This is a genomic window from Thermosulfurimonas dismutans (assembly GCF_001652585.1).
GTDB classification, from domain to species: domain Bacteria; phylum Desulfobacterota; class Thermodesulfobacteria; order Thermodesulfobacteriales; family Thermodesulfobacteriaceae; genus Thermosulfurimonas; species Thermosulfurimonas dismutans.
This window is the reverse complement of record NZ_LWLG01000015.1, coordinates 1-17,059: the sequence shown is the minus strand read 5'-3', so window position 1 is coordinate 17,059 and position 17,059 is coordinate 1. Positions and strand designations below refer to the sequence as shown.

At 50.4% G+C, this 17,059-nt stretch carries 19 protein-coding genes and 2 tRNA genes; 12 read left to right on the top strand and 9 right to left on the bottom strand.

Features of this window, described 5'->3' with window-relative positions; translation table 11 throughout:
- Positions 1-53: 53 nt before the first annotated feature.
- From TDIS_RS08725 to TDIS_RS08715, 3 genes are read left to right on the top strand one after another with little or no spacing between them, the layout of a single operon-like run.
- Positions 54-653, top strand: a complete 600-nt coding sequence (locus tag TDIS_RS08725; protein ID WP_084271042.1) for a tetratricopeptide repeat protein — start codon at positions 54-56, stop codon at positions 651-653.
- The gene (locus TDIS_RS08720) at positions 650-1,738 is read left to right on the top strand and encodes a DVU0298 family protein (RefSeq protein WP_068671382.1); all 1,089 of its coding nucleotides are present in this window, start codon (positions 650-652) and stop codon (positions 1,736-1,738) included. Before TDIS_RS08725 ends, TDIS_RS08720 begins: the two co-directional genes overlap by 4 nt.
- On the top strand, positions 1,716-2,309 hold the full coding sequence (locus TDIS_RS08715) for a tetratricopeptide repeat protein (RefSeq protein ID WP_068671380.1): 594 nt from the start codon (positions 1,716-1,718) through the stop codon (positions 2,307-2,309). Before TDIS_RS08720 ends, TDIS_RS08715 begins: the two co-directional genes overlap by 23 nt.
- Here the strand turns inward: TDIS_RS08715 and TDIS_RS08710 are convergent.
- The 4 genes from TDIS_RS08710 to TDIS_RS08695 are packed head-to-tail and all read right to left on the bottom strand — an operon-like array spanning position 2,247 to position 4,767.
- Positions 2,247-2,837, bottom strand: a complete 591-nt coding sequence (locus TDIS_RS08710) for a YkgJ family cysteine cluster protein (RefSeq protein ID WP_068671378.1) — start codon at positions 2,835-2,837, stop codon at positions 2,247-2,249. The genes TDIS_RS08715 and TDIS_RS08710 overlap by 63 nt on opposite strands.
- Positions 2,824-3,492, bottom strand: coding sequence for an HAD-IA family hydrolase (locus tag TDIS_RS08705; RefSeq protein WP_068671376.1), 669 nt, complete (start codon positions 3,490-3,492; stop codon positions 2,824-2,826). Before TDIS_RS08705 ends, TDIS_RS08710 begins: the two co-directional genes overlap by 14 nt.
- On the bottom strand, positions 3,485-4,516 hold the full coding sequence (locus TDIS_RS08700; protein ID WP_068671375.1) for a radical SAM family protein: 1,032 nt from the start codon (positions 4,514-4,516) through the stop codon (positions 3,485-3,487). Before TDIS_RS08700 ends, TDIS_RS08705 begins: the two co-directional genes overlap by 8 nt.
- Positions 4,516-4,767: an FmdB family zinc ribbon protein gene (locus tag TDIS_RS08695; protein WP_068671373.1), complete on the bottom strand. Its 252-nt coding sequence runs from the start codon at positions 4,765-4,767 to the stop codon at positions 4,516-4,518. The genes TDIS_RS08700 and TDIS_RS08695 overlap by 1 nt, the downstream gene beginning before the upstream one ends.
- Positions 4,768-4,832: 65 nt before the next feature.
- Here TDIS_RS08695 and TDIS_RS08690 point away from each other — a divergent pair, with 65 nt between their 5' ends.
- The 3 genes from TDIS_RS08690 to TDIS_RS08680 are packed head-to-tail and all read left to right on the top strand — an operon-like array spanning position 4,833 to position 6,938.
- Positions 4,833-5,192 (top strand): gamma-glutamylcyclotransferase family protein, encoded by a 360-nt coding sequence (locus TDIS_RS08690; protein ID WP_068671371.1) that lies wholly within the window; start codon positions 4,833-4,835, stop codon positions 5,190-5,192.
- A complete protein-coding gene (locus TDIS_RS08685) occupies positions 5,174-6,181 on the top strand; it encodes a hypothetical protein (RefSeq protein WP_068671369.1) in 1,008 nt (335 codons plus the stop codon). The genes TDIS_RS08690 and TDIS_RS08685 overlap by 19 nt, the downstream gene beginning before the upstream one ends.
- Positions 6,150-6,938: a DUF72 domain-containing protein gene (locus TDIS_RS08680; protein WP_068671367.1), complete on the top strand. Its 789-nt coding sequence runs from the start codon at positions 6,150-6,152 to the stop codon at positions 6,936-6,938. Before TDIS_RS08685 ends, TDIS_RS08680 begins: the two co-directional genes overlap by 32 nt.
- On the opposite strand, the gene TDIS_RS08675 is transcribed toward TDIS_RS08680, so the two are convergent.
- Both TDIS_RS08675 and TDIS_RS08670 read right to left on the bottom strand, forming a co-directional pair.
- Positions 6,907-7,242 (bottom strand): type II toxin-antitoxin system PemK/MazF family toxin, encoded by a 336-nt coding sequence (locus TDIS_RS08675; RefSeq protein WP_068671365.1) that lies wholly within the window; start codon positions 7,240-7,242, stop codon positions 6,907-6,909. The genes TDIS_RS08680 and TDIS_RS08675 overlap by 32 nt on opposite strands.
- Positions 7,227-7,469 carry a ribbon-helix-helix domain-containing protein gene (locus TDIS_RS08670; RefSeq protein ID WP_068671363.1) on the bottom strand — a complete coding sequence of 81 codons (243 nt, stop codon included), beginning with the start codon at positions 7,467-7,469 and terminating at the stop codon, positions 7,227-7,229. The genes TDIS_RS08675 and TDIS_RS08670 overlap by 16 nt, the downstream gene beginning before the upstream one ends.
- 109 nt (positions 7,470-7,578) lie before the next feature.
- Here TDIS_RS08670 and TDIS_RS08665 point away from each other — a divergent pair.
- The 6 genes from TDIS_RS08665 (at position 7,579) to malQ (ending at position 16,206) form a co-directional block, all read left to right on the top strand.
- Positions 7,579-7,673, top strand: a tRNA-Ser gene (locus TDIS_RS08665).
- A gap of 85 nt (positions 7,674-7,758) precedes the next feature.
- Positions 7,759-9,855, top strand: coding sequence for an alpha-glucan family phosphorylase (gene glgP, locus TDIS_RS08660; RefSeq protein WP_068671361.1), 2,097 nt, complete (start codon positions 7,759-7,761; stop codon positions 9,853-9,855).
- On the top strand, positions 9,856-11,403 hold the full coding sequence (locus tag TDIS_RS08655) for a glycoside hydrolase family 57 protein (protein ID WP_068671359.1): 1,548 nt from the start codon (positions 9,856-9,858) through the stop codon (positions 11,401-11,403).
- On the top strand, positions 11,400-12,812 hold the full coding sequence (locus TDIS_RS08650; RefSeq protein WP_068671357.1) for a glycogen synthase: 1,413 nt from the start codon (positions 11,400-11,402) through the stop codon (positions 12,810-12,812). Before TDIS_RS08655 ends, TDIS_RS08650 begins: the two co-directional genes overlap by 4 nt.
- The gene (gene glgB / locus TDIS_RS08645; protein WP_068671355.1) at positions 12,809-14,731 is read left to right on the top strand and encodes a 1,4-alpha-glucan branching protein GlgB; all 1,923 of its coding nucleotides are present in this window, start codon (positions 12,809-12,811) and stop codon (positions 14,729-14,731) included. Before TDIS_RS08650 ends, glgB begins: the two co-directional genes overlap by 4 nt.
- Complete coding sequence (gene malQ, locus TDIS_RS08640) at positions 14,728-16,206, top strand: 4-alpha-glucanotransferase (protein ID WP_208595691.1); 1,479 nt, start codon at positions 14,728-14,730, stop codon at positions 16,204-16,206. Before glgB ends, malQ begins: the two co-directional genes overlap by 4 nt.
- On the opposite strand, the gene TDIS_RS08635 is transcribed toward malQ, so the two are convergent.
- The 3 genes from TDIS_RS08635 to TDIS_RS08625 all read right to left on the bottom strand — a co-directional run.
- Positions 16,203-16,481: an isoamylase early set domain-containing protein gene (locus TDIS_RS08635; RefSeq protein ID WP_068671353.1), complete on the bottom strand. Its 279-nt coding sequence runs from the start codon at positions 16,479-16,481 to the stop codon at positions 16,203-16,205. The genes malQ and TDIS_RS08635 overlap by 4 nt on opposite strands.
- Positions 16,482-16,498: 17 nt before the next feature.
- Positions 16,499-16,586 (bottom strand) — tRNA-Leu (locus TDIS_RS08630).
- 202 nt (positions 16,587-16,788) lie between these two features.
- The coding region (locus TDIS_RS08625) for a type II toxin-antitoxin system RelB/DinJ family antitoxin (RefSeq protein ID WP_084271041.1) at positions 16,789-17,059 on the bottom strand (271 nt) is incomplete at its 5' end.

Sequence of the window (17,059 nt, the reverse complement as noted above, 5' to 3'; positions counted from 1 at the left end):
CTTTAGAATAATCTAACATTTGAAAAGATAGCTCTGAAATCATGGGAGGCCAAATGGATGAGAAAATCATAGCGGCCCTTGAAGAAGAGGTCCGCGAAAACCCCAAATCCATCTTTGCCCATCACCGGCTGGCTCTGGCTTACTTCCGGGCCGGTCGTATCCAAGAGGCCAAGGAAACCTTCAAGAAGATCCTGGCCCTAGATCCTCAGAATTTCGAGGCCCTTACCAACCTTGGAACCATCCTGGCCCAAGAGGGGGAGCTTGAAGAGGCCCGCAAGGCCTTCGCCCTAGCCCTTAAAATCTATCCCGCTTCTCCTCAGGCCCTAACCAATATGGGCCTTATTTCCTTCCAGCTGGGAGACCTTGAGGAGGCCGAAAAGTATTACCGAGAAGCCCTTTCCGTAAAACCGGATCTTCCGGCGGTCTGGGTGAATCTCGCCACGGTCCTCATCGCCAAGGAGGCCTACGAGGAGGCTGAGAATTGTTGCCGAAAAGCCCTCGAATATGAACCCGAATTCTCCATGGCTTACAACAATCTTGCGGTTGCTTGCTATTATCAGGGCAAAAAGGATCAAGCCCTAAAAGCCCTTCAAAAGGCCAAAGAACTAGGATATCCCGTCAATCCTCAGTTCGAGGAGTTGGTTCTTTCATGAGTCGCATTCCTAAGTGTCCCTTTTGCGGAAGGCCGGTAGCTCCCCCTCAGAACCTGGGCTTCCAGTTTGCGGATATGGATGCCGGTTTTTGCGAATGCGGGGCGGTCTATGTGAGTGATGTCACTGGTTACAGCCGTGGTGCGGCCTTTGCAGAAGCTTTGTTTCTGGCCGCTGGTGGCGATTGGGAGCTCGCTTGGGACCTCATACCGGGCGAGGATTATCAGGAAAGCCTCCTTGAACCCTACGATCAAGTCACCCATCAGGTCATTCCGGAAGGAAGTTTCGAAGGTCGCAAGATCTCCGGAGTGCTCTATTTTATAAAGCTTGCCGATGATATCCGGGAGGTGAGCCGAGAAAAAATTCCCGAAATACGCCAAAAACGCAAACGCGAAGAGGCTCCTCCTGGGTTCAGGCCTAGGAAAATACGGCGTCCAGAAGCCGAGCGACTGGTTTCTGAAGATCGGTTTAAGGAACTATTACTTCTCTGTAGACACCAACCTCTCAATCTCCGCACCCTTCAGAAGGTCCTCTATCATCCGGAGCCGGCGCTACGGTTCCGCACGGTGAAGTTTTTGGGGAAGATAGCGGCCGAGCTCGCCGACGAATATCCTGAAGAAGTAGCCGATCTGATGAAGCGTCTGCTTTATGCCAGTGCGGATTCCGCGGCCTCGGCATGGGGCGCTCTTGAGACCGTGGGTGAGATCATCCGGTATCTCCCAAAGCGTTTTGGCCTTTACACCCGAAATCTACAGGCCTTTCTAAAGTATCCGGAGTTCCGTCCGGCAGCGCTCTTTGCCCTCTCGCGAATTGCGGAGGACCACCCTGAACTTATTCGGCGAGAAAAACCCTTTCTCCTAACCGAGTTCCTACAGGACAAGGAACCACTGGTAAGAGGACTCGCCCTGTTGACTATCTACCGGGCCGGACTTAAAGAGCTCACTTCCTCGATAAAGGCGCTCCTTTCGGATACCGCTGAGTTTGAAATGTACATCCCGGAAGAGGATACTTTTAGACGTTTCAGAGTGGACGAATTGGCGGCCAAAATCTTAAAGGAGTGGGAAAATGGAGGAGAAACCGACGCCTGAGGTTGAAGAAGCCCTAAAGTGGTATAAGGAGGCCCAGGTGATGTGGGCCCAGGGTCGCAGCCTAGACGCCTTGGACCGCTACGAAGAGGCCTACAAGGTCTTTGTAAAGCATCAGCGGCACAAGGAGGCGGCCAACGCCGCCGAAAAGATGGGCGATATATATTTCAACCGTGGCAACTTCGAACGGGCCTTGAAACCTTACAAGATCGCCCTTGACATCTGTGAGGAATACGAGGACGAACTGGGGGCTGCCATCCTTTCGGAAAAGATCGTCTACGTCTACAAGGAGATAAAGCAGCCTGAAAAGGCCCTGCCCTACCTTTACCGGGCCCTTGAGATCGCGGAAAAATACCGAGACGCCCACCGGGCGGCTCGCATGCTTGCTGGGATCGGTGACGTCTACCGTCATCAGAAAAACTACCAGGCGGCCCGGGAGGCCTACGAACTTGCGGCCAAAATTTATCGCCAAATGGGCTCCCGGGAACAGGCCGAACTGGTCGAGAAGGCCTTAGAAGGTATCCGAGAGGAGATAGGCTCCGGGGAACTGGCCCCGGATAGCCCCGACCAGTGAAACCCGTATATTGCCTCCCCCGGAAAGGATCTTCTCCGAGATCTCGGAAAGCCTCTTGACTACTTCGGAGAAGAGCACCGTGGGGTAGGTCTTTCCGGGCTCAAAACCCGACTTGGGACATACATAGGCCTCCCCCTCGATCTCAAGCGGAAGCCCGTAGATGCGACAGGTAATCGGCCGGAATTCATAGACCAAACAGAGACCTTTGTCGTTTAGAAACGGACAGCGCAACTTGATGGTGGAAAGCACAAAAGGGGTTACCGGCTTGGGCACTTTGGTTTCCCAATCTTTTTCGTATTTCTGGAGGCGTCTTTCAACCTCTCTCCTTTCCCGCCGGGGGAGGGTGCGAAAGGCTCCCCCCAGATAAAGGGCCTCCACCAGGGAAAGGTCAAAAGGGGCCCAACAGCAGTCCGTACATCCCTTCCGGCAACGGACCTCCCGTGGGTATTTCTTTTGGACTTCTCGAAAATTCCGGTCCACTTCTTGCAATAATTCCTTAAATTCCCGAGGAGGCTTAAAGCGTGCCATCTTGCACCTCCGGTAAAAACTTTTTAAGGAGTGTCCTCAAATCTTCTCCCCGATAAAGTAGCGCCTGAAGCCCGGCACGCAAAGCTCCCTCGTAATCTTCCTTCGGATCGTTTCCGATCATGAGGGCCTCTTCGGGCCGAACACCCAGGGCCTCACAGGCCAGGTGGAAGGCCTCGGGATCGGGTTTCCCCACCCCAAGCTCACAGGCGGTAAAAATGGCGTCAAAGGCTTGCTTTAGCCCCAATGCCGATAGGAGCCGGTGGAGCCTTTCGTCCCAATTAGAAAGAATGGCCGTCTTGACCCCAGACTTCTTGAGAAGGGATAGCACCTCGGGAAATCCCTTGGCCGGCACGAAGGCCTTAGGACTGGCGAAGTATTCATAAGCCCTGCGAAAAGTCTCGTCTTCCGGAAGACCATCAAGCCACGGAGAAACGGTCTCAAAAAAAGCCTTCCTCCAGAACTCAAGGCATTCCTCTTTACCGAAAAGCGTAAGCTCCTTCCTTATCTCCGGCCAGAGTTTACGGAAGCGGGCCTCAAGTTCGGAAGCCGGAACTTCTCGGCCAAAAAGCCTGAGGACTTCGGCATAGATGGCCCCCACGGAGGGTCTTATGTGAAAAAGAGTGCCTTCAGCGTCAAAGATTATGGCCTTAAACATGGAGCGCCGGAAGATGACTCCTCAGGTTTTCGTAAAAGGCCCGCGGGGTGAGCTCGGGAAAGTCTTCTCCGGTATCCACCAGAAACTTCCTCACGGCCACACATAGGTGGCACTTGCCCACGTAGCCTTCGGGGTCGGGCTCAAAGCCGAAATTCCTTCGGGCCCATTCCGCAAGGCCGAAAGGTCCCGCCTCAACCAAAATTTTGATTATCCGGGACTTTCCGGCCTCGTAATCATCAACAAATCTCCGGAGATCCCCCTCTACCCTTCCTAGGGAAAGGCCTCCGCAGAAAAGGGGGATATAGTTTCCATAAGGATCAAAGTGGCAGTGTCTGGAGAGGAGGATCTCGGTCATACAATTCATCCCCCGGAAGCGTTCATAGGGATAGCGTTCAGCCAAAATACCCAGTTCGAAACCGGCCCGCCCACCGGAAAAGAGACTGTAGCCCTTCCAGAAAAGCCTTCCGGCCTCCTCTTTACCGTAAATCCTTATCCATTCTGAAAGTGGAACCGGACGATCCTCGCCAAACCCTCGGATGAGATCCACAAAGTGCTCCATGTAAACGATCACATGATAAGCCCCGAAAACCTCCCGGGCGGCCTTTATGGCCCAGAGGGTCCTCTTCAAGGGTACGGTTTCGGCGTGAAAAGGGCTGCAGGAAATGAGTACGCTCGTAAGGCCAGCCTCCTTCAGAATTTTAAATCTCTCACGGGCCTCTTCATAGGAAGTGCACCAGCCGGCGTTGGTCTCCACATATTCTATAGGCAGGTTCCTTTCTCGACATTTTTCAACCGCAAAGACCAGAAGTTCGAAATTGAAAAAGGGTTCGCCGCCGGCCAGATGCAACCCTCGGGGGTTCTCCCAGGTCTCCTGGATTCCCGAAAGGAGGTTCTCCAGGTCTTCACGACTCATCCAGTCATGCCACTGCGGACCACAGGCATAGACGCAGTGCCGACAGCCGCACTGGCAACGATAGGAAAGCATGATCCCGCAGGAATCGAATCGCTTGAGACAAAGAACCATTACCGACTGTGGCCCGGAAGCTCAAGATGGGTGCAGGTTCCGGTATCACACTTGTGGGTTTCAGCCACCCGAGGCCTATCCGAACCTCCGCCTCCTCCGGAATCCACAATAGGGGTGATGGTGCTCATGAGGCGTTTGACATTTTTGCCCCCACACTTCTTACAGGTTACGGTTTCTATCTCGGAACGACTCTTTAAAAGGGTCTCGAACTCCTCTCCACAGTCCTCGCACCGAAACTCGTAAATAGGCATCTTGCCGCCTCCTCTCCTTGGCGGTTTATTTCAAATTAAGATAAAAGGCCTCCGGGGCACGGTCAATGGAAAAGGTCAGGATTTTCGTTTACGGGACCCTTAAGCGCGGCGAATCTTTGCACTATTTGTTGCGGGAGGCCCGGTTTCTCGGAGAAGGACGAGTCAAGGGCTACGCCCTTTATGACCTTGGGGAGTACCCCGCAGCAAGACCAGCCTCGGGAGAGGCTTTCGTTTGGGGAGAGATCTATGAGATCAAACCTGATCTTTTTGAAGTCCTTGACGAGGTGGAGGACGAGTACGATCGCCAGGAGGTCCCGGTGGAAATCGAGGATAGCCGCGTTATAACGGCCTGGATGTACATTTATCGGGAACCACTTCCGGAAAGCAAACGCTTACTAAGTGGAAAATGGGGAAAATCACCGTAGGCCTTACCCCTCATCGCCTGGAATTTTTGCCGGAGAGCTTGAGGCTCATGGAAGAACATGACCTCATCGTACTGGAAGAACCACCTCATCCCAAATTTAAAGACATGCTTGAAGGTCGGGTGCCAATTGAAGATTTTGTACTGGAAACCGAGGCCGGTTTTCCCGAATACGCCCTAGAGCTTTACCGAGCCCTGAAAGGGCTTTATGCCCACGGAAAAAAGATTCTTCAGGTAGAACCCTATCTGGAACGGTGGGTCAAAATTCAGGAGGCCCTGGCCGAAGGCCGAGAACCCGGGGAGTTAAGAAAGGAGCCCGACCTTTCTCAAGTCTATTTTCACGAGCACGAAACCTTCGGGCGGCTTCTCGAGTTTTACGGGGCCATGAAGGCCCCCTTTGAGGAACTGGTTGAAAGGATCAAGGCCTTTGCTCAGGCCGATGCCTGCCGCATAGAATTCCGAGATCGACTCCGGGCCGGGGCTATTCTGGATCTCCTGAAAAATCTTGCCCCCGAAGCCAAGATCTATATCGAGGCCGGCTACATCCATCTCAAACTGATTTACTATCTCGCCCGGGGAAAACCTTCGTATTACAAACTGGTGGTAAGGAACCTGATCCTTTCCACGGTGAAAGCCAGAGGGCTTAACGGGGTTTGGCCCTCACCCGGCGACGGTCTGACCTCCTATTACCTCTTCGGAAAACACCGCCAAATTGACGAGGATCTCCTAGCCGCCCGAAGCCTGATTTACATCCGGCTCATCGAAAAGGAGGAACTCAAGCCTACCGAAAAAGAGCCCTTCCCGCATCTCAAAAACGAACTTTTCTGGCGGGCCTTTGTAAAAGAGCTTTCTTATGAAGACTGCCGGGCCCTGGATGCCAAAATAAGGCTTCTTTCTACTCCCAAGGCCCGGGAGGTTGCCCGCAGTCTTTATCCTCAGGTATGGCAAAAGGCTCAGGCTTATGAAGGTCTATATCGGAACCTGTGGAAATAAGGTCGGGCTTAAAAAATATGTGGAACTCTTTGACACCCTTGAGATAAACGCCACCTTTTACAATTTCCCTTCGGAAACAACCTTAAAAAACTGGGAAAAAGTCTTCAAAGAACGAAAAGACTTTAAGCTGGCCTTTAAAGCCTTTCAGGGACTGACCCATCCCTTAGGTTCCCCTACCTGGCGCCGGGCCAAACTTACCCCGGAAGAGAAGGAGAGATTCCGGGGCCGGGTGGGCTGCCTGAAGCTCAATCCGGTAACCGAGGCTCTCCTTGAAAGGATCTTGGAGATGGCCACAAGACTTTCGGCCCGCTTCCTTTTGTTTCAACTTCCCCGAAACTGTGAAAGGGAGAAGGAAGGCTTCGCCCATTTCTTCTCTCGGTTGAGGGAGTTATCCGGCGGGTCTGCGGGACTCCACTTTGGACTCGAAATTCGTTGGTACGAAGCTGATCTTCTCGTAAGGGTATGCGAAGACTTTGGGATCGTCCCGGTCTTCGATCCTCTCCTCTTTCCCAAATATCTGGATTGCTTTAAGGACTTACCTCTTCTCTACTTCAGGCTTCACGGAACCCTTGAGGGCGGACGCCTGAACTATAACAAGCGTTACAGTGACGATGAGCTCCGGGAGCTTGGCGAGCTACTTTCAGGGCTCAGGGCCAACGAGGTCTTTGTCCTCTTTAACAACATCTACATGCATCAGGACGCCCTGCGATTCAGGGAAATTTTCCTTACTTTATCAAATAAAGAAACCCCTCAATAATCTTTTCCAACTCCTCCCAAGAAACTTGGCCAATCTTTTCACCGATTCTCTCTACCGAAAGGGTTCTGATCTGGCTCATTTTCACCCAGGAATGCCTGGGTAAGCCCTCACTTTTTAGTTCCCAAGTAAGGGGAAACCCCGCTTTTTGAGATCTGCTAGTTATAGTCATGGCAATCACGGTTCCGGACCGTTCGTTAAAGACTTCATGACTAAGAATCAATACCGGCCGCCGTCCTCCCTGTTCATGTCCTCTTACAGGATTGAGGTCAGCCCATCTGATCTCTCCCCTCAGTATTCTGGCCATTCGGAAACCTCCCCCGACAGGCCTTCCTCAGCTAAAGCTTTCTCAAATTCGGGATCCAGTTTGGCGCATTCTCTGGCCAATCTTTCTTGCCTCAAACGCTCCAGTTTTTCTCTCAAGGCCTCCCCAATGGCTTTACTACGACTGGGGAAAACCTTTTGCTTGACGAGTGCATCGAGCTCCCTAAAAAGGTCCTCTTCAAGGGTGATAGCAATCTTCACTTTGCCCATTTGACACTCCTTTTCTAATCGAGTATTACTAAAAATCATACCATAAATCTTTGTAGAATCAGCATCCCTTGATTTTAGAGCCAAAGGCTTTAGAATAGATCTCTAAAATGGAGGGGTGCCCGAGCGGCCGAAGGGGCGCGGCTGGAAACCGCGTGTGCGGGGCATAACCCCGCACCGAGGGTTCGAATCCCTCCCCCTCCGCCATTCTTAAATTCATTTAAATTATCCCTTCCTTTTTGCTCATCTTTGGGGTAAGTTCAAAAATAGCTTGCATTATCAGGAGAATTCTATGTCTCTCGAATATATCGATAAACTCAAAGAGCTAGCGTATAACCTCTGGTGGACCTGGAATCCGGAAGGCAAAAAACTCTTCCGCATGATCGATCCCATCCTTTGGGACGAACTGAGAGAAAACTCGATCAAGATCCTCCAGCGAACAGATCGCCTGAATGAGATCCTTAAACGCCGCGAGTTTTTAAACGAAGTCGAATATGTATATCTGGTTTTTAGAAGTTATCTCGATACTCCGGGCCCTTATTTCCAAAAAATTAGAAAACCTATGGCCTTTTTTTCTCCAGAATACGGGCTGCATCACACCCTTTATATCTACGCCGGAGGATTGGGGCTTCTTGCCGGAGACATCTTAAAAGAAGCCAGCGACCTTAACCTTCCTATGGTAGGCATCGGTTTCATGTATCCCCAGGGATATGTGCGTCAGAAAATAAAAGCAGATGGCTGGCAGGAAGATCTTCAGAACCATATAAAGAAGGAAGACATGCCGGTCCAAAAGGTCTACGAGAATGGGGACTGGCTCAAAGTCTATTGTTATTGTTTCGACGAATTGGTTTACGCGGGTGTCTGGGAGGTTTCAGTAGGACGGGTAAAACTCTATCTTCTTGATACCGATGTAGAAGAAAATCCCCCCTGGCATCGGGAAATCTCCTACCAATTATATACTCCAGACCAAGAAATGCGTCTTAAGCAACAGATAGTTTTAGGCTTTGGGGGAATGTTTCTCCTCAAAAAGTTGGGTATAGACATCTGTGGCGTCCATGTTAACGAAGATTATCCGGCCCTGGCCTTGGTAGCCCGTCTCATCCAGTTCGTTGAAGAAGGGGAAGATTTCGATTCCGCAGTTTCACAGGTTCGAGAGACCTCTCTTTTTACCACTCACACCCCCTTAAGATCGGCTATCAACACCTATCCCTTCCATATAGTGGAAAATCAGTTTCGTTTTCTCTGGGAAAAATTCGGGATAGACAAAGAGAAATTTTTGGACTTGGGAACCAACTCCCAGAATCCCTCCGAGGGTTTCAATTCTACTATCTTGGCCATGAGGCTCTCCAAATATACAAACACCGTAAGCCAAAAGCACCAGGAAGTAGCCAAAAAGCAGTGGCATTTTCTCTGGTCCGACCGTAGTCTCAAGGATGTGCCCATCGATTATGTCACCAACGGGGTACACCTTCCCACCTGGATAGACGAAGACCTTCGCAATCTTTTAAATGACCATCTAGGCAGCCGCTGGCTTGAGGTTCACGACAGCGAAAACCTTTGGGAACTCATTGATCTCATCCCGGATGAAAAATTTTGGGAAATCCACTATAAAAACAAACAGGAACTGTGCCATCTCATAAAAGAGCGCCTCCGGAAGAGATGGACTGAAAAAAATCTTGATTCCTCCCTGGTAATTGCCGAAGGGGCCTTTCTTGACCACGATTTTCTTACCATCGGCTTTGCCCGACGCATGACAGGCTACAAAAGGGCCACTCTCATTTTTGAGGATCTCGAACGGTTAAAAAGAATCCTTAAAGATCCGGAAAGACCGGTTCAGATCATCTTTGCCGGAAAGGCCCATCCTCAGGATCACGAAGGCAAAGAAATGATCCAGAAGATCATCAACATTGCCCGCAACCCCGATTTTGCCGGAAGGATCGCTTTCATAGAGGATTACGACCAGGAACTGGCTTATTATCTGGTCAAAGGGGTAGATGTCTGGCTAAACAATCCCATTCCACCGCTTGAGGCCTGCGGCACAAGCGGTATGAAGGCCGGTATCAACGGTGTTATTCACCTTTCTATCATGGACGGCTGGTGGATCGAAGGTTATAACGGAAAAAATGGCTGGGCCTTCGGGGATTACGAGGTAGATGATGATCGCAATCCCAAGGACGCGGAGGCCATTTACGAGATCCTAGAAAATGAGGTCATCCCTCTTTACTACTACTGGGACGAGACCGGTATTCCTCGCAAGTGGGTCAAGAAGATGAAAGAGGCCATAAAAAGTATCGCCCCTCACTTCTGTGCCCGAAGGATGCTTAAGGAATACATCTCAAAATTCTATACTCGTATAGACGCAGCCGAAAAAGAGTTACGGAATCTATAAATGAAAAAACTCTACCTTGTTTTCTGGTGGCACATGCACCAGCCCCTTTACCGGGATCCTTTCTCCGGGAAATACCTCTTGCCCTGGACCTATCTTCATGCCGTAAAAGATTACTACGAAATGCCTTGGCATATAATTCGGTTTGAAAAAATAAAAGCAAACTTTAACCTAGTTCCCGTCCTCCTAGAGCAAATTGAAGATTATGCCTCCGGCAAGGCCCGCTGTCTCCTTCTTGAGACCCTGGAGAAACCTCCAGGGGAACTCACCGAGGAAGATATCCGCTTTCTATCTGTCCTAATAAAACTTTTACCCTTTGAACGCATGGTAAAACCCTATCCCAGGCTGGTAACCCTTTTTGAGAAAATATCCAAACTTTCCAGAGAGGATTTACGGGATCTCCAGGTCCTTTACCTTCTTTCCTGGTGCGGAAGAGCCCTAAGGGAAAAAAGCCCTCTCGTAAGGGAACTTCTTTTAAAGGGAGAAGGCTTTGAAGAGGCCGAAAAACTCTCCTTAATCGAGGAAACTAGAGCCTTTCTCAAGACTATTATTCCTTTCTATCGAGAGCTTTCTTCCGAAAAAAGGATTTCTCTTTCGACCACTCCTTATTACCATCCCCTTCTTCCCATCCTTATAGATCCGCAAGCGTCTAAAGAAGCCGATCCTGAAGTCATGCTCCCTCGGATAACTCCCTTCGGAGAGACGGCCCGTATCCATGTAGAGGCCGCCGTAAAGAAACATACAGAAACTTTGGGAGAGGTCCCGAGATTTGTATGGCCAGCGGAGGGAGCCCTGAGTGAAGCCGCCCTTGATCTTCTTTCCGAAAACGGCCTGAAGCTTGCGGCTACCGACGAGGCCCTGCTTTTAAACACTTTAGGGGAAGGGGATCGCCGAAAGATCTATCGCAAGTACCATTTGGGTGAAATAACTCTTCTTTTCCGGGATCGCATTCTAAGTGACCTCATCGGTTTCACCTATCACGGGATGTCGACGGAAGCCGCCGTGGAAGACTTTGTTAGAAGGCTCCGCGAGATTTATGAGGCGGTAGATCATTCTCCCCTGGTATCCGTGATCCTTGATGGGGAAAACTGCTGGGAATACTACGAAGACAATGGCTATCCTTTTCTCACCGCCCTCTATTCCCGGCTTGAAAATATGGCCTGGGTGGAGACCCTAACCCTTGAGGAGGTGCTTGCAAGGGACGATCTTCTGGAAGGCCGCCTTTCCGGACTTAAAGCCGGAAGCTGGATATACGGTAATTTTCGGAAATGGCTCGGAACCGAAAAGAAAAATCAGGCCTGGGAGACCCTGGCAGAGGTCTATGGGATACTTTCTGAAGGGAAAGATCATCCTGCTTTTGAGAGGGCGCTTACGTACTTTCTCCGTGCTCAAGGCAGTGACTGGTTCTGGTGGTATGGAGAAGGCTTGAAAATACCTTTTCTTGACCGTTTTGACCTCCTTTTCCGAAACAATCTAATGAAGGCCCTATCCGAAGTAGGGGAAGAAATTCCAGAGGATTTGAAAAGGCCCATCGAAGAGGTCCAAGTGTGAGAGTGCTTTATCTCTCAAGCGAGATCTTCCCCTTTGCCAAAACCGGAGGGCTTGGAGATGTAGCTTACTCCCTCCCGAAAGCCCTTGAGCGTCTGGGTGTGGAAGTCCTTCCGGTCATGCCCCTTTATCCCACGGTAAAGCTAGAGGGCCTTAAACCGGTTGGAGAAGAGCTCCCGGTAAAACTCGCCGGCCGCCTCTATCCCTTTAGGTTGTATCGAAAAGAGAAGTACTTCTTCTTTCACAATGCCGAACTCTTTGACCGGAAATACATCTATGGCCCGCCCGGGGAAAGCTATCCGGATAATGACCTTCGTTTTGGAGGCTTTTGTTGGGCGGTAGCCAAGGCCATAGAGAAAGGCCTATTTAAACCGGACCTCATTCACGCTAATGACTGGCCAACCGCCCTTTATCCGGTTCTTCATCACGAAATCTATCGTTTTCCTCAAAAGGTGATTTTTACCATCCATAACCTCGCTTTTCAGGGCCTTTTTGAGAAAGATACCATCCGGCGTCTTCATCTCCCCTGGTCCCTTTATCATATCGAGGCCCTAGAATACTGGGGGAAGATAAACCTCATGAAGGGGGCCATCATCTTTAGCGACGCCGTCACCACCGTAAGTCAGACTTACGCTAGAGAAATCCTTACTTATGAATATGCTTACGGTCTTGAGGGCATACTTTACAAATATCGCCACAAACTTCACGGCATCCTAAACGGTATCGATTACGAACTTTGGAATCCCGAAACCGATCCCCACGTTTATGTGCCCTATTCCGCAGAATCTCCTTCCGCCAAAGAGGAAAACAAGCAGGCCATGCTTAAAGAACTGGGGATAGCGGACTTTTTTTACGAAAAACCCCTTATGTGCTTTATAAATCGGCTCTCCAAACAAAAGGGGGTAGAAATAATCCTAGATTCTTTAGAAAACCTCTCCCATTTAAACGCCTTTTTCATCTTCTTAGGCGAGGGGGAATATCGACCTCACTTTGAAGGGCTTCATAATCGCTACCCCAACATATATGCCCAGATCGTTTTCGACGAGGCCTGGTCTCATAAGGTCTATGCGGCTTCAGATTTCATCTTAGTGCCCTCTCTTTACGAACCCTGCGGTATCACCCAGCTCATAGCCATGCGCTACGGAACCCTGGTAGTGGCCAGGAAAACCGGGGGGCTCGCGGATACCGTCGTAGACGTCTCCTATCCCGAGGGTTACGGCCTCCTTTTTGAGGCCCCGGACAAAATCGATTTCGTGTGCGGAGTAAAACGGGCGGTGGATCTTTATCAACATCGCAATTATTTTCTCAAACTTCGCCAAAAGGTCATGAAACTTGACTTCTCCTGGCAAAAATCGGCCAAGGCTTACTTTCAGCTTTACCGCAAGCTCCTTTCACGAAGGGAAAAAACATGACCACTAAAAGGGTCCTCTATCACTATTCCCGCCTAACGGATCTGGATATTTACCTTTTCCGGGAAGGCACCCACAGCCGTCTCTACGAAAAACTGGGGGCTCATCCGGTGGAAGTGGACGGCGAGGAAGGGGTTTACTTTGCGGTCTGGGCCCCGAACGCGACCTATGTCTCCGTAATAGGAGACTTTAACGGCTGGGATCGAGGCGCGCACCCTTTAAAACTCAGGGAGGACGGCTCCGGTATCTGGGAGGGTTTCATTCCGGAGGTTAAACCCGGAAGCCTTTACAAGTACTATCTTCACACCCGAAACGGTTTCCATTTCGAAAAAGGAGACCCTTTGGCCTTCTTCTGGGAACCCCCTCCTAAAACGGCCTCCATGGTCTGGAAACTAGCTTACGAGTGGCAGGACGAAGAATGGATGAAGGTTCGCCCCCAGAGAAACGCCCTTGACGCCCCCTGGCTCATCTATGAAGTCCACCTGGGCTCCTGGCGAAGGGTTCCTGAGGATGGGCATCGCTTTCTTACTTATCGGGAATTGGCTCCTTTACTTGCTGAATACGTAAAGAAAATGGGCTTTACCCATGTGGAGTTCCTCCCCGTAATGGAACACCCCTTTTACGGCTCCTGGGGCTATCAGACTACCGGATACTTTGCCCCTACCAGCCGTTACGGCAGCCCTCAGGACTTCATGTATCTCATAGATTACCTTCACCGAGAAGGTATCGGGGTCATCCTTGACTGGGTGCCTTCCCATTTTCCCACCGACGCCCACGGCTTAGCCTTTTTTGACGGCACTTACCTTTACGAATACGAAGACTTTCGCAAAAGGTTTCATCCGGACTGGCAGAGCTATATCTTCGATTACGGAAAACCAGAGGTCCGAAGTTTCCTCCTAAGTTCGGCCACTTTCTGGCTGGAAAAGTACCATGCCGATGCCTTAAGAATCGATGCCGTAGCCTCCATGCTTTATCTGGACTATTCCAGGTCACCCGGAGGCTGGGTCCCCAATATTTACGGCGGGAATGAAAATCTTGAGGCCATCGATTTCATACGCCAACTAAACGCCTCCCTTTTCGCCGCTCTTCCAGGCATTCAGACTATCGCCGAGGAATCAACGGCCTGGCCACTGGTTACCAACCCCACCTATGTGGGGGGCCTTGGGTTCGGCATGAAATGGAACATGGGGTGGATGAACGATGCCCTCTCTTACTTTTCAAAGGATCCCATCTATCGGAAATATCACCACGACCAACTAACTTTTAGCATCTGGTATGCCTTCTCTGAAAACTTTATACTTCCTCTATCCCACGACGAAGTAGTCCACGGCAAGGGTTCGCTTCTTTCCAAAATGCCGGGAGACCCCTGGCAGAAGTTTGCCAACCTGAGGGCCCTTTTCGGCTACATGTGGGCTCATCCCGGGAAAAAACTGCTGTTTATGGGTGGGGAATGGGGGCAATGGCGGGAGTGGAATCACGAAGAAAGCCTCGACTGGCATCTCCTGGAATATCCTGAACACCAGGGGGTCCAGCTTCTCGTCCGGGATCTAAATCGTATCGTCCGTCAGAATCCGGCCCTTTATGAACTGGATTTCTCTCACGAAGGGTTCGAATGGATCGATTTTCACGACTGGGAAAAGAGCATCGTTTCCTTTTTGCGGAAGGATAGCTCCGGAGAAAACCTCTTGGTGATCGTCTGTAATTTCACTCCGGTTCCCCGGTATGAATACCGAATCGGGGTTCCGAGGCCTGGTTTCTATCGGGAGATCCTAAATACCGACGCTGCCGAGTACGGGGGCTCAGGCCACGGAAACTTTGGTGGCCAAAAGGCCGAAGCCGTACCCTTTCACGGCCGTCCCTATTCCCTAAATCTTACCCTTCCGCCCCTTGGAGTGCTTTATTTTCGCTGGGAGGGCGCGTGAAAATTAGGAGGGCTGGTATACTTCTTCCGATAAGTGCCCTACCCTCTCCTTACGGCGTCGGTGATTTTGGTCCCGAGGCCTTCCGTTTCGTGGATTTCTTAAAGGCGGCCGGACAGAGCCTCTGGCAAATCCTTCCCTTAAATCCCACTCGTCCCCGCTACGGAAACTCCCCCTACCTTTCCTTCTCCCTTTTTGCCGGAAACCCTCTTCTCATAAGCCCAGAAAAACTCTATGAAGAAGGCCTTTTACCCAAAGAAGACCTTGCGCCCCCAAATTTTCCCGAAGATCGGGTGAATTATCCCCGAGTGATGGCCTATAAAAGAGTCTTACTTCGCAAAGCCTGGGAGCGATTTAAACCTGATCACGAGTTTGAGGCCTTTTACGAACGGGAAAGAGACTGGCTTGAAGACTACGCCCTCTATACCGTATTGGAGGAAGAAAGCGGCCGACCCTGGCCGGAATGGGAGGAATCCGTAAGACATCGAGATCCCGAAATCCTGGCAGGACTTAAAAAGGCCTACCGCGAACGGATAGAAGAAGTCAAGTTCGAGCAATATCTCTTTTTCAAACAATGGTTTGTACTTAAAAGCTATGCCAATGAGCGGGGAATTTTCATCGTAGGGGACCTCCCCTTTTATCCGGGCTACGAAAGTGTAGAGGTCTGGAGTAACCCGAAGGTCTTTAAACTAGACGAAAATCTAAGACCGGCAGTTGTGGCCGGTGTACCTCCGGACTATTTCAGCCGCACCGGTCAGCTTTGGGGAAATCCGGTCTATAATTGGGAGGTTCTTGAGGCCCAGGGTTTTTCCTGGTGGCTTAAAAGGCTAGCTCACAATTTAAAACTCTTTGATATTCTTAGACTTGACCACTTTAGGGGCTTTGTGGCCTATTGGGAGGTTCCGGCCGGAGAGAAGACGGCTGTAAATGGGCACTGGGTTGAGGCCCCGGCCCAAAAGTTTTTTGAAGCCGTATTCCGACGCCTTCTAAACCCATCCCTTCTTGCCGAGGATCTGGGTTACATTACCTCGGATGTGCGTGAGATTAGGAAACTTTTCGGTATTCCGGGCATGAAGGTTTTGGTCTTTGCCTTCTTTGAAGAGGATAGCCCCTATCTTCCTCATAATCACGAAAAAGAGGCCTTCGTCTATACCGGGACCCACGACACTAATACCGTGAAAGGCTGGTTTGAAAGGGAACTCAATCCCGAGGCCAGAAGAAGGCTTGATACCTATGTGGGCAAAAGTCTTACGGCCGAGATCGTTTCTAAAGAAATGGTCCGTCTGGCTTACGCCTCTCCGGCCAAAGCGGCTATCATCCCTATCCAAGACCTCCTCGGACTCGGGGAGGAGGCCCGCATAAATACCCCCTCTAGGAGGGAGGGAAACTGGGAGTGGCGACTTAGGGCCGAAGCCTTAAGCCCCGAACTTTCCTCAGAACTTTACGAACTTGCCTGCGTTTTTGGACGAAGTCCTTAAGTCCTTACGATACAGTCTTCGCTTCCATAGGGATTGGGACAGTAACCGTCGGCCTCAAAATCATTAAACCACTGGTGGCCGTCAACAAGGTAGCGGAAGCGATAGCTCTTTCCGGCTTCAAATTGCTTGGTGAGCCAGAAGGTTCCATCTTTTCGACGTCTCATCTTCTCGGGCTGCCAGTTATTCCACTCGCCGACTAAATAAGCTTCTTCGCCATCAGTCCTCAAAGAAAAAGTAACCCAACATCTTTTGCCTTTGGCTTTTTTATTAAGCATGGCCTTACCTCTCGATTTGGTGCCCGGGGCCAGACTCGAACCGGCACGGGGGGTTACCCCAAAGGATCTTAAGTCCCCAGCGTCTACCTGTTTCGCCCCCCAGACTTCCCCCTCAAGCCCTTAAACTATAAAAAAGTTAAGCTTTTTAGCCCCGATTGGCAAGGACCTGCCCCCCTATACAACCCTTTAAACCCGATTGGTTTGCGCCGTCTTCATAGATGCCTATTGGGGAAAATTTAGATATCTAATAAACTTCCGGAATTGTTGGTCAGTCAGCCGAATTTTGCGAAAATCCTTAACGAACTGCTTATGCCTTTTTAGCTTCACGCACTAGATCCTCAATAGATGTCTCTTCCACGTTCTCTCCAACAAGGATTTCTTTCATAACACGCCGTGTAGTCTGATTCGGAATCCGAAATTCAAAGGGAAGGGTTCCGGTTTCGGCTATTACTGCAAGAAACAGGTTGACCGCTTCAGAAAGACTTATACCATACCGGTTTAGGATCCTTTGGGCCTTTTCTTTAGCAGTACGTCCAATATAAACGTTTGTCCTAACTTTTTCTCTCTTGCGAGCGCTA

What these genes read in the sequence shown, in the direction of transcription:
- TDIS_RS08725 (WP_084271042.1), top strand. Translation starts at nt 54, where the DNA reads ATGGATGAGAAAATCATAGCGGCCCTTGAAGAAGAGGTCCGCGAAAAC.
- TDIS_RS08720 (WP_068671382.1), top strand. Translation starts at nt 650, where the DNA reads ATGAGTCGCATTCCTAAGTGTCCCTTTTGCGGAAGGCCGGTAGCTCCC.
- TDIS_RS08715 (WP_068671380.1), top strand. Translation starts at nt 1,716, where the DNA reads ATGGAGGAGAAACCGACGCCTGAGGTTGAAGAAGCCCTAAAGTGGTAT.
- TDIS_RS08710 (WP_068671378.1), bottom strand. Translation starts at nt 2,837, where the DNA reads ATGGCACGCTTTAAGCCTCCTCGGGAATTTAAGGAATTATTGCAAGAA.
- TDIS_RS08705 (WP_068671376.1), bottom strand. Translation starts at nt 3,492, where the DNA reads ATGTTTAAGGCCATAATCTTTGACGCTGAAGGCACTCTTTTTCACATA.
- TDIS_RS08700 (WP_068671375.1), bottom strand. Translation starts at nt 4,516, where the DNA reads ATGGTTCTTTGTCTCAAGCGATTCGATTCCTGCGGGATCATGCTTTCC.
- TDIS_RS08695 (WP_068671373.1), bottom strand. Translation starts at nt 4,767, where the DNA reads ATGCCTATTTACGAGTTTCGGTGCGAGGACTGTGGAGAGGAGTTCGAG.
- TDIS_RS08690 (WP_068671371.1), top strand. Translation starts at nt 4,833, where the DNA reads ATGGAAAAGGTCAGGATTTTCGTTTACGGGACCCTTAAGCGCGGCGAA.
- TDIS_RS08685 (WP_068671369.1), top strand. Translation starts at nt 5,174, where the DNA reads ATGGGGAAAATCACCGTAGGCCTTACCCCTCATCGCCTGGAATTTTTG.
- TDIS_RS08680 (WP_068671367.1), top strand. Translation starts at nt 6,150, where the DNA reads ATGAAGGTCTATATCGGAACCTGTGGAAATAAGGTCGGGCTTAAAAAA.
- TDIS_RS08675 (WP_068671365.1), bottom strand. Translation starts at nt 7,242, where the DNA reads ATGGCCAGAATACTGAGGGGAGAGATCAGATGGGCTGACCTCAATCCT.
- TDIS_RS08670 (WP_068671363.1), bottom strand. Translation starts at nt 7,469, where the DNA reads ATGGGCAAAGTGAAGATTGCTATCACCCTTGAAGAGGACCTTTTTAGG.
- glgP (WP_068671361.1), top strand. Translation starts at nt 7,759, where the DNA reads ATGTCTCTCGAATATATCGATAAACTCAAAGAGCTAGCGTATAACCTC.
- TDIS_RS08655 (WP_068671359.1), top strand. Translation starts at nt 9,856, where the DNA reads ATGAAAAAACTCTACCTTGTTTTCTGGTGGCACATGCACCAGCCCCTT.
- glgB (WP_068671355.1), top strand. Translation starts at nt 12,809, where the DNA reads ATGACCACTAAAAGGGTCCTCTATCACTATTCCCGCCTAACGGATCTG.
- TDIS_RS08635 (WP_068671353.1), bottom strand. Translation starts at nt 16,481, where the DNA reads ATGCTTAATAAAAAAGCCAAAGGCAAAAGATGTTGGGTTACTTTTTCT.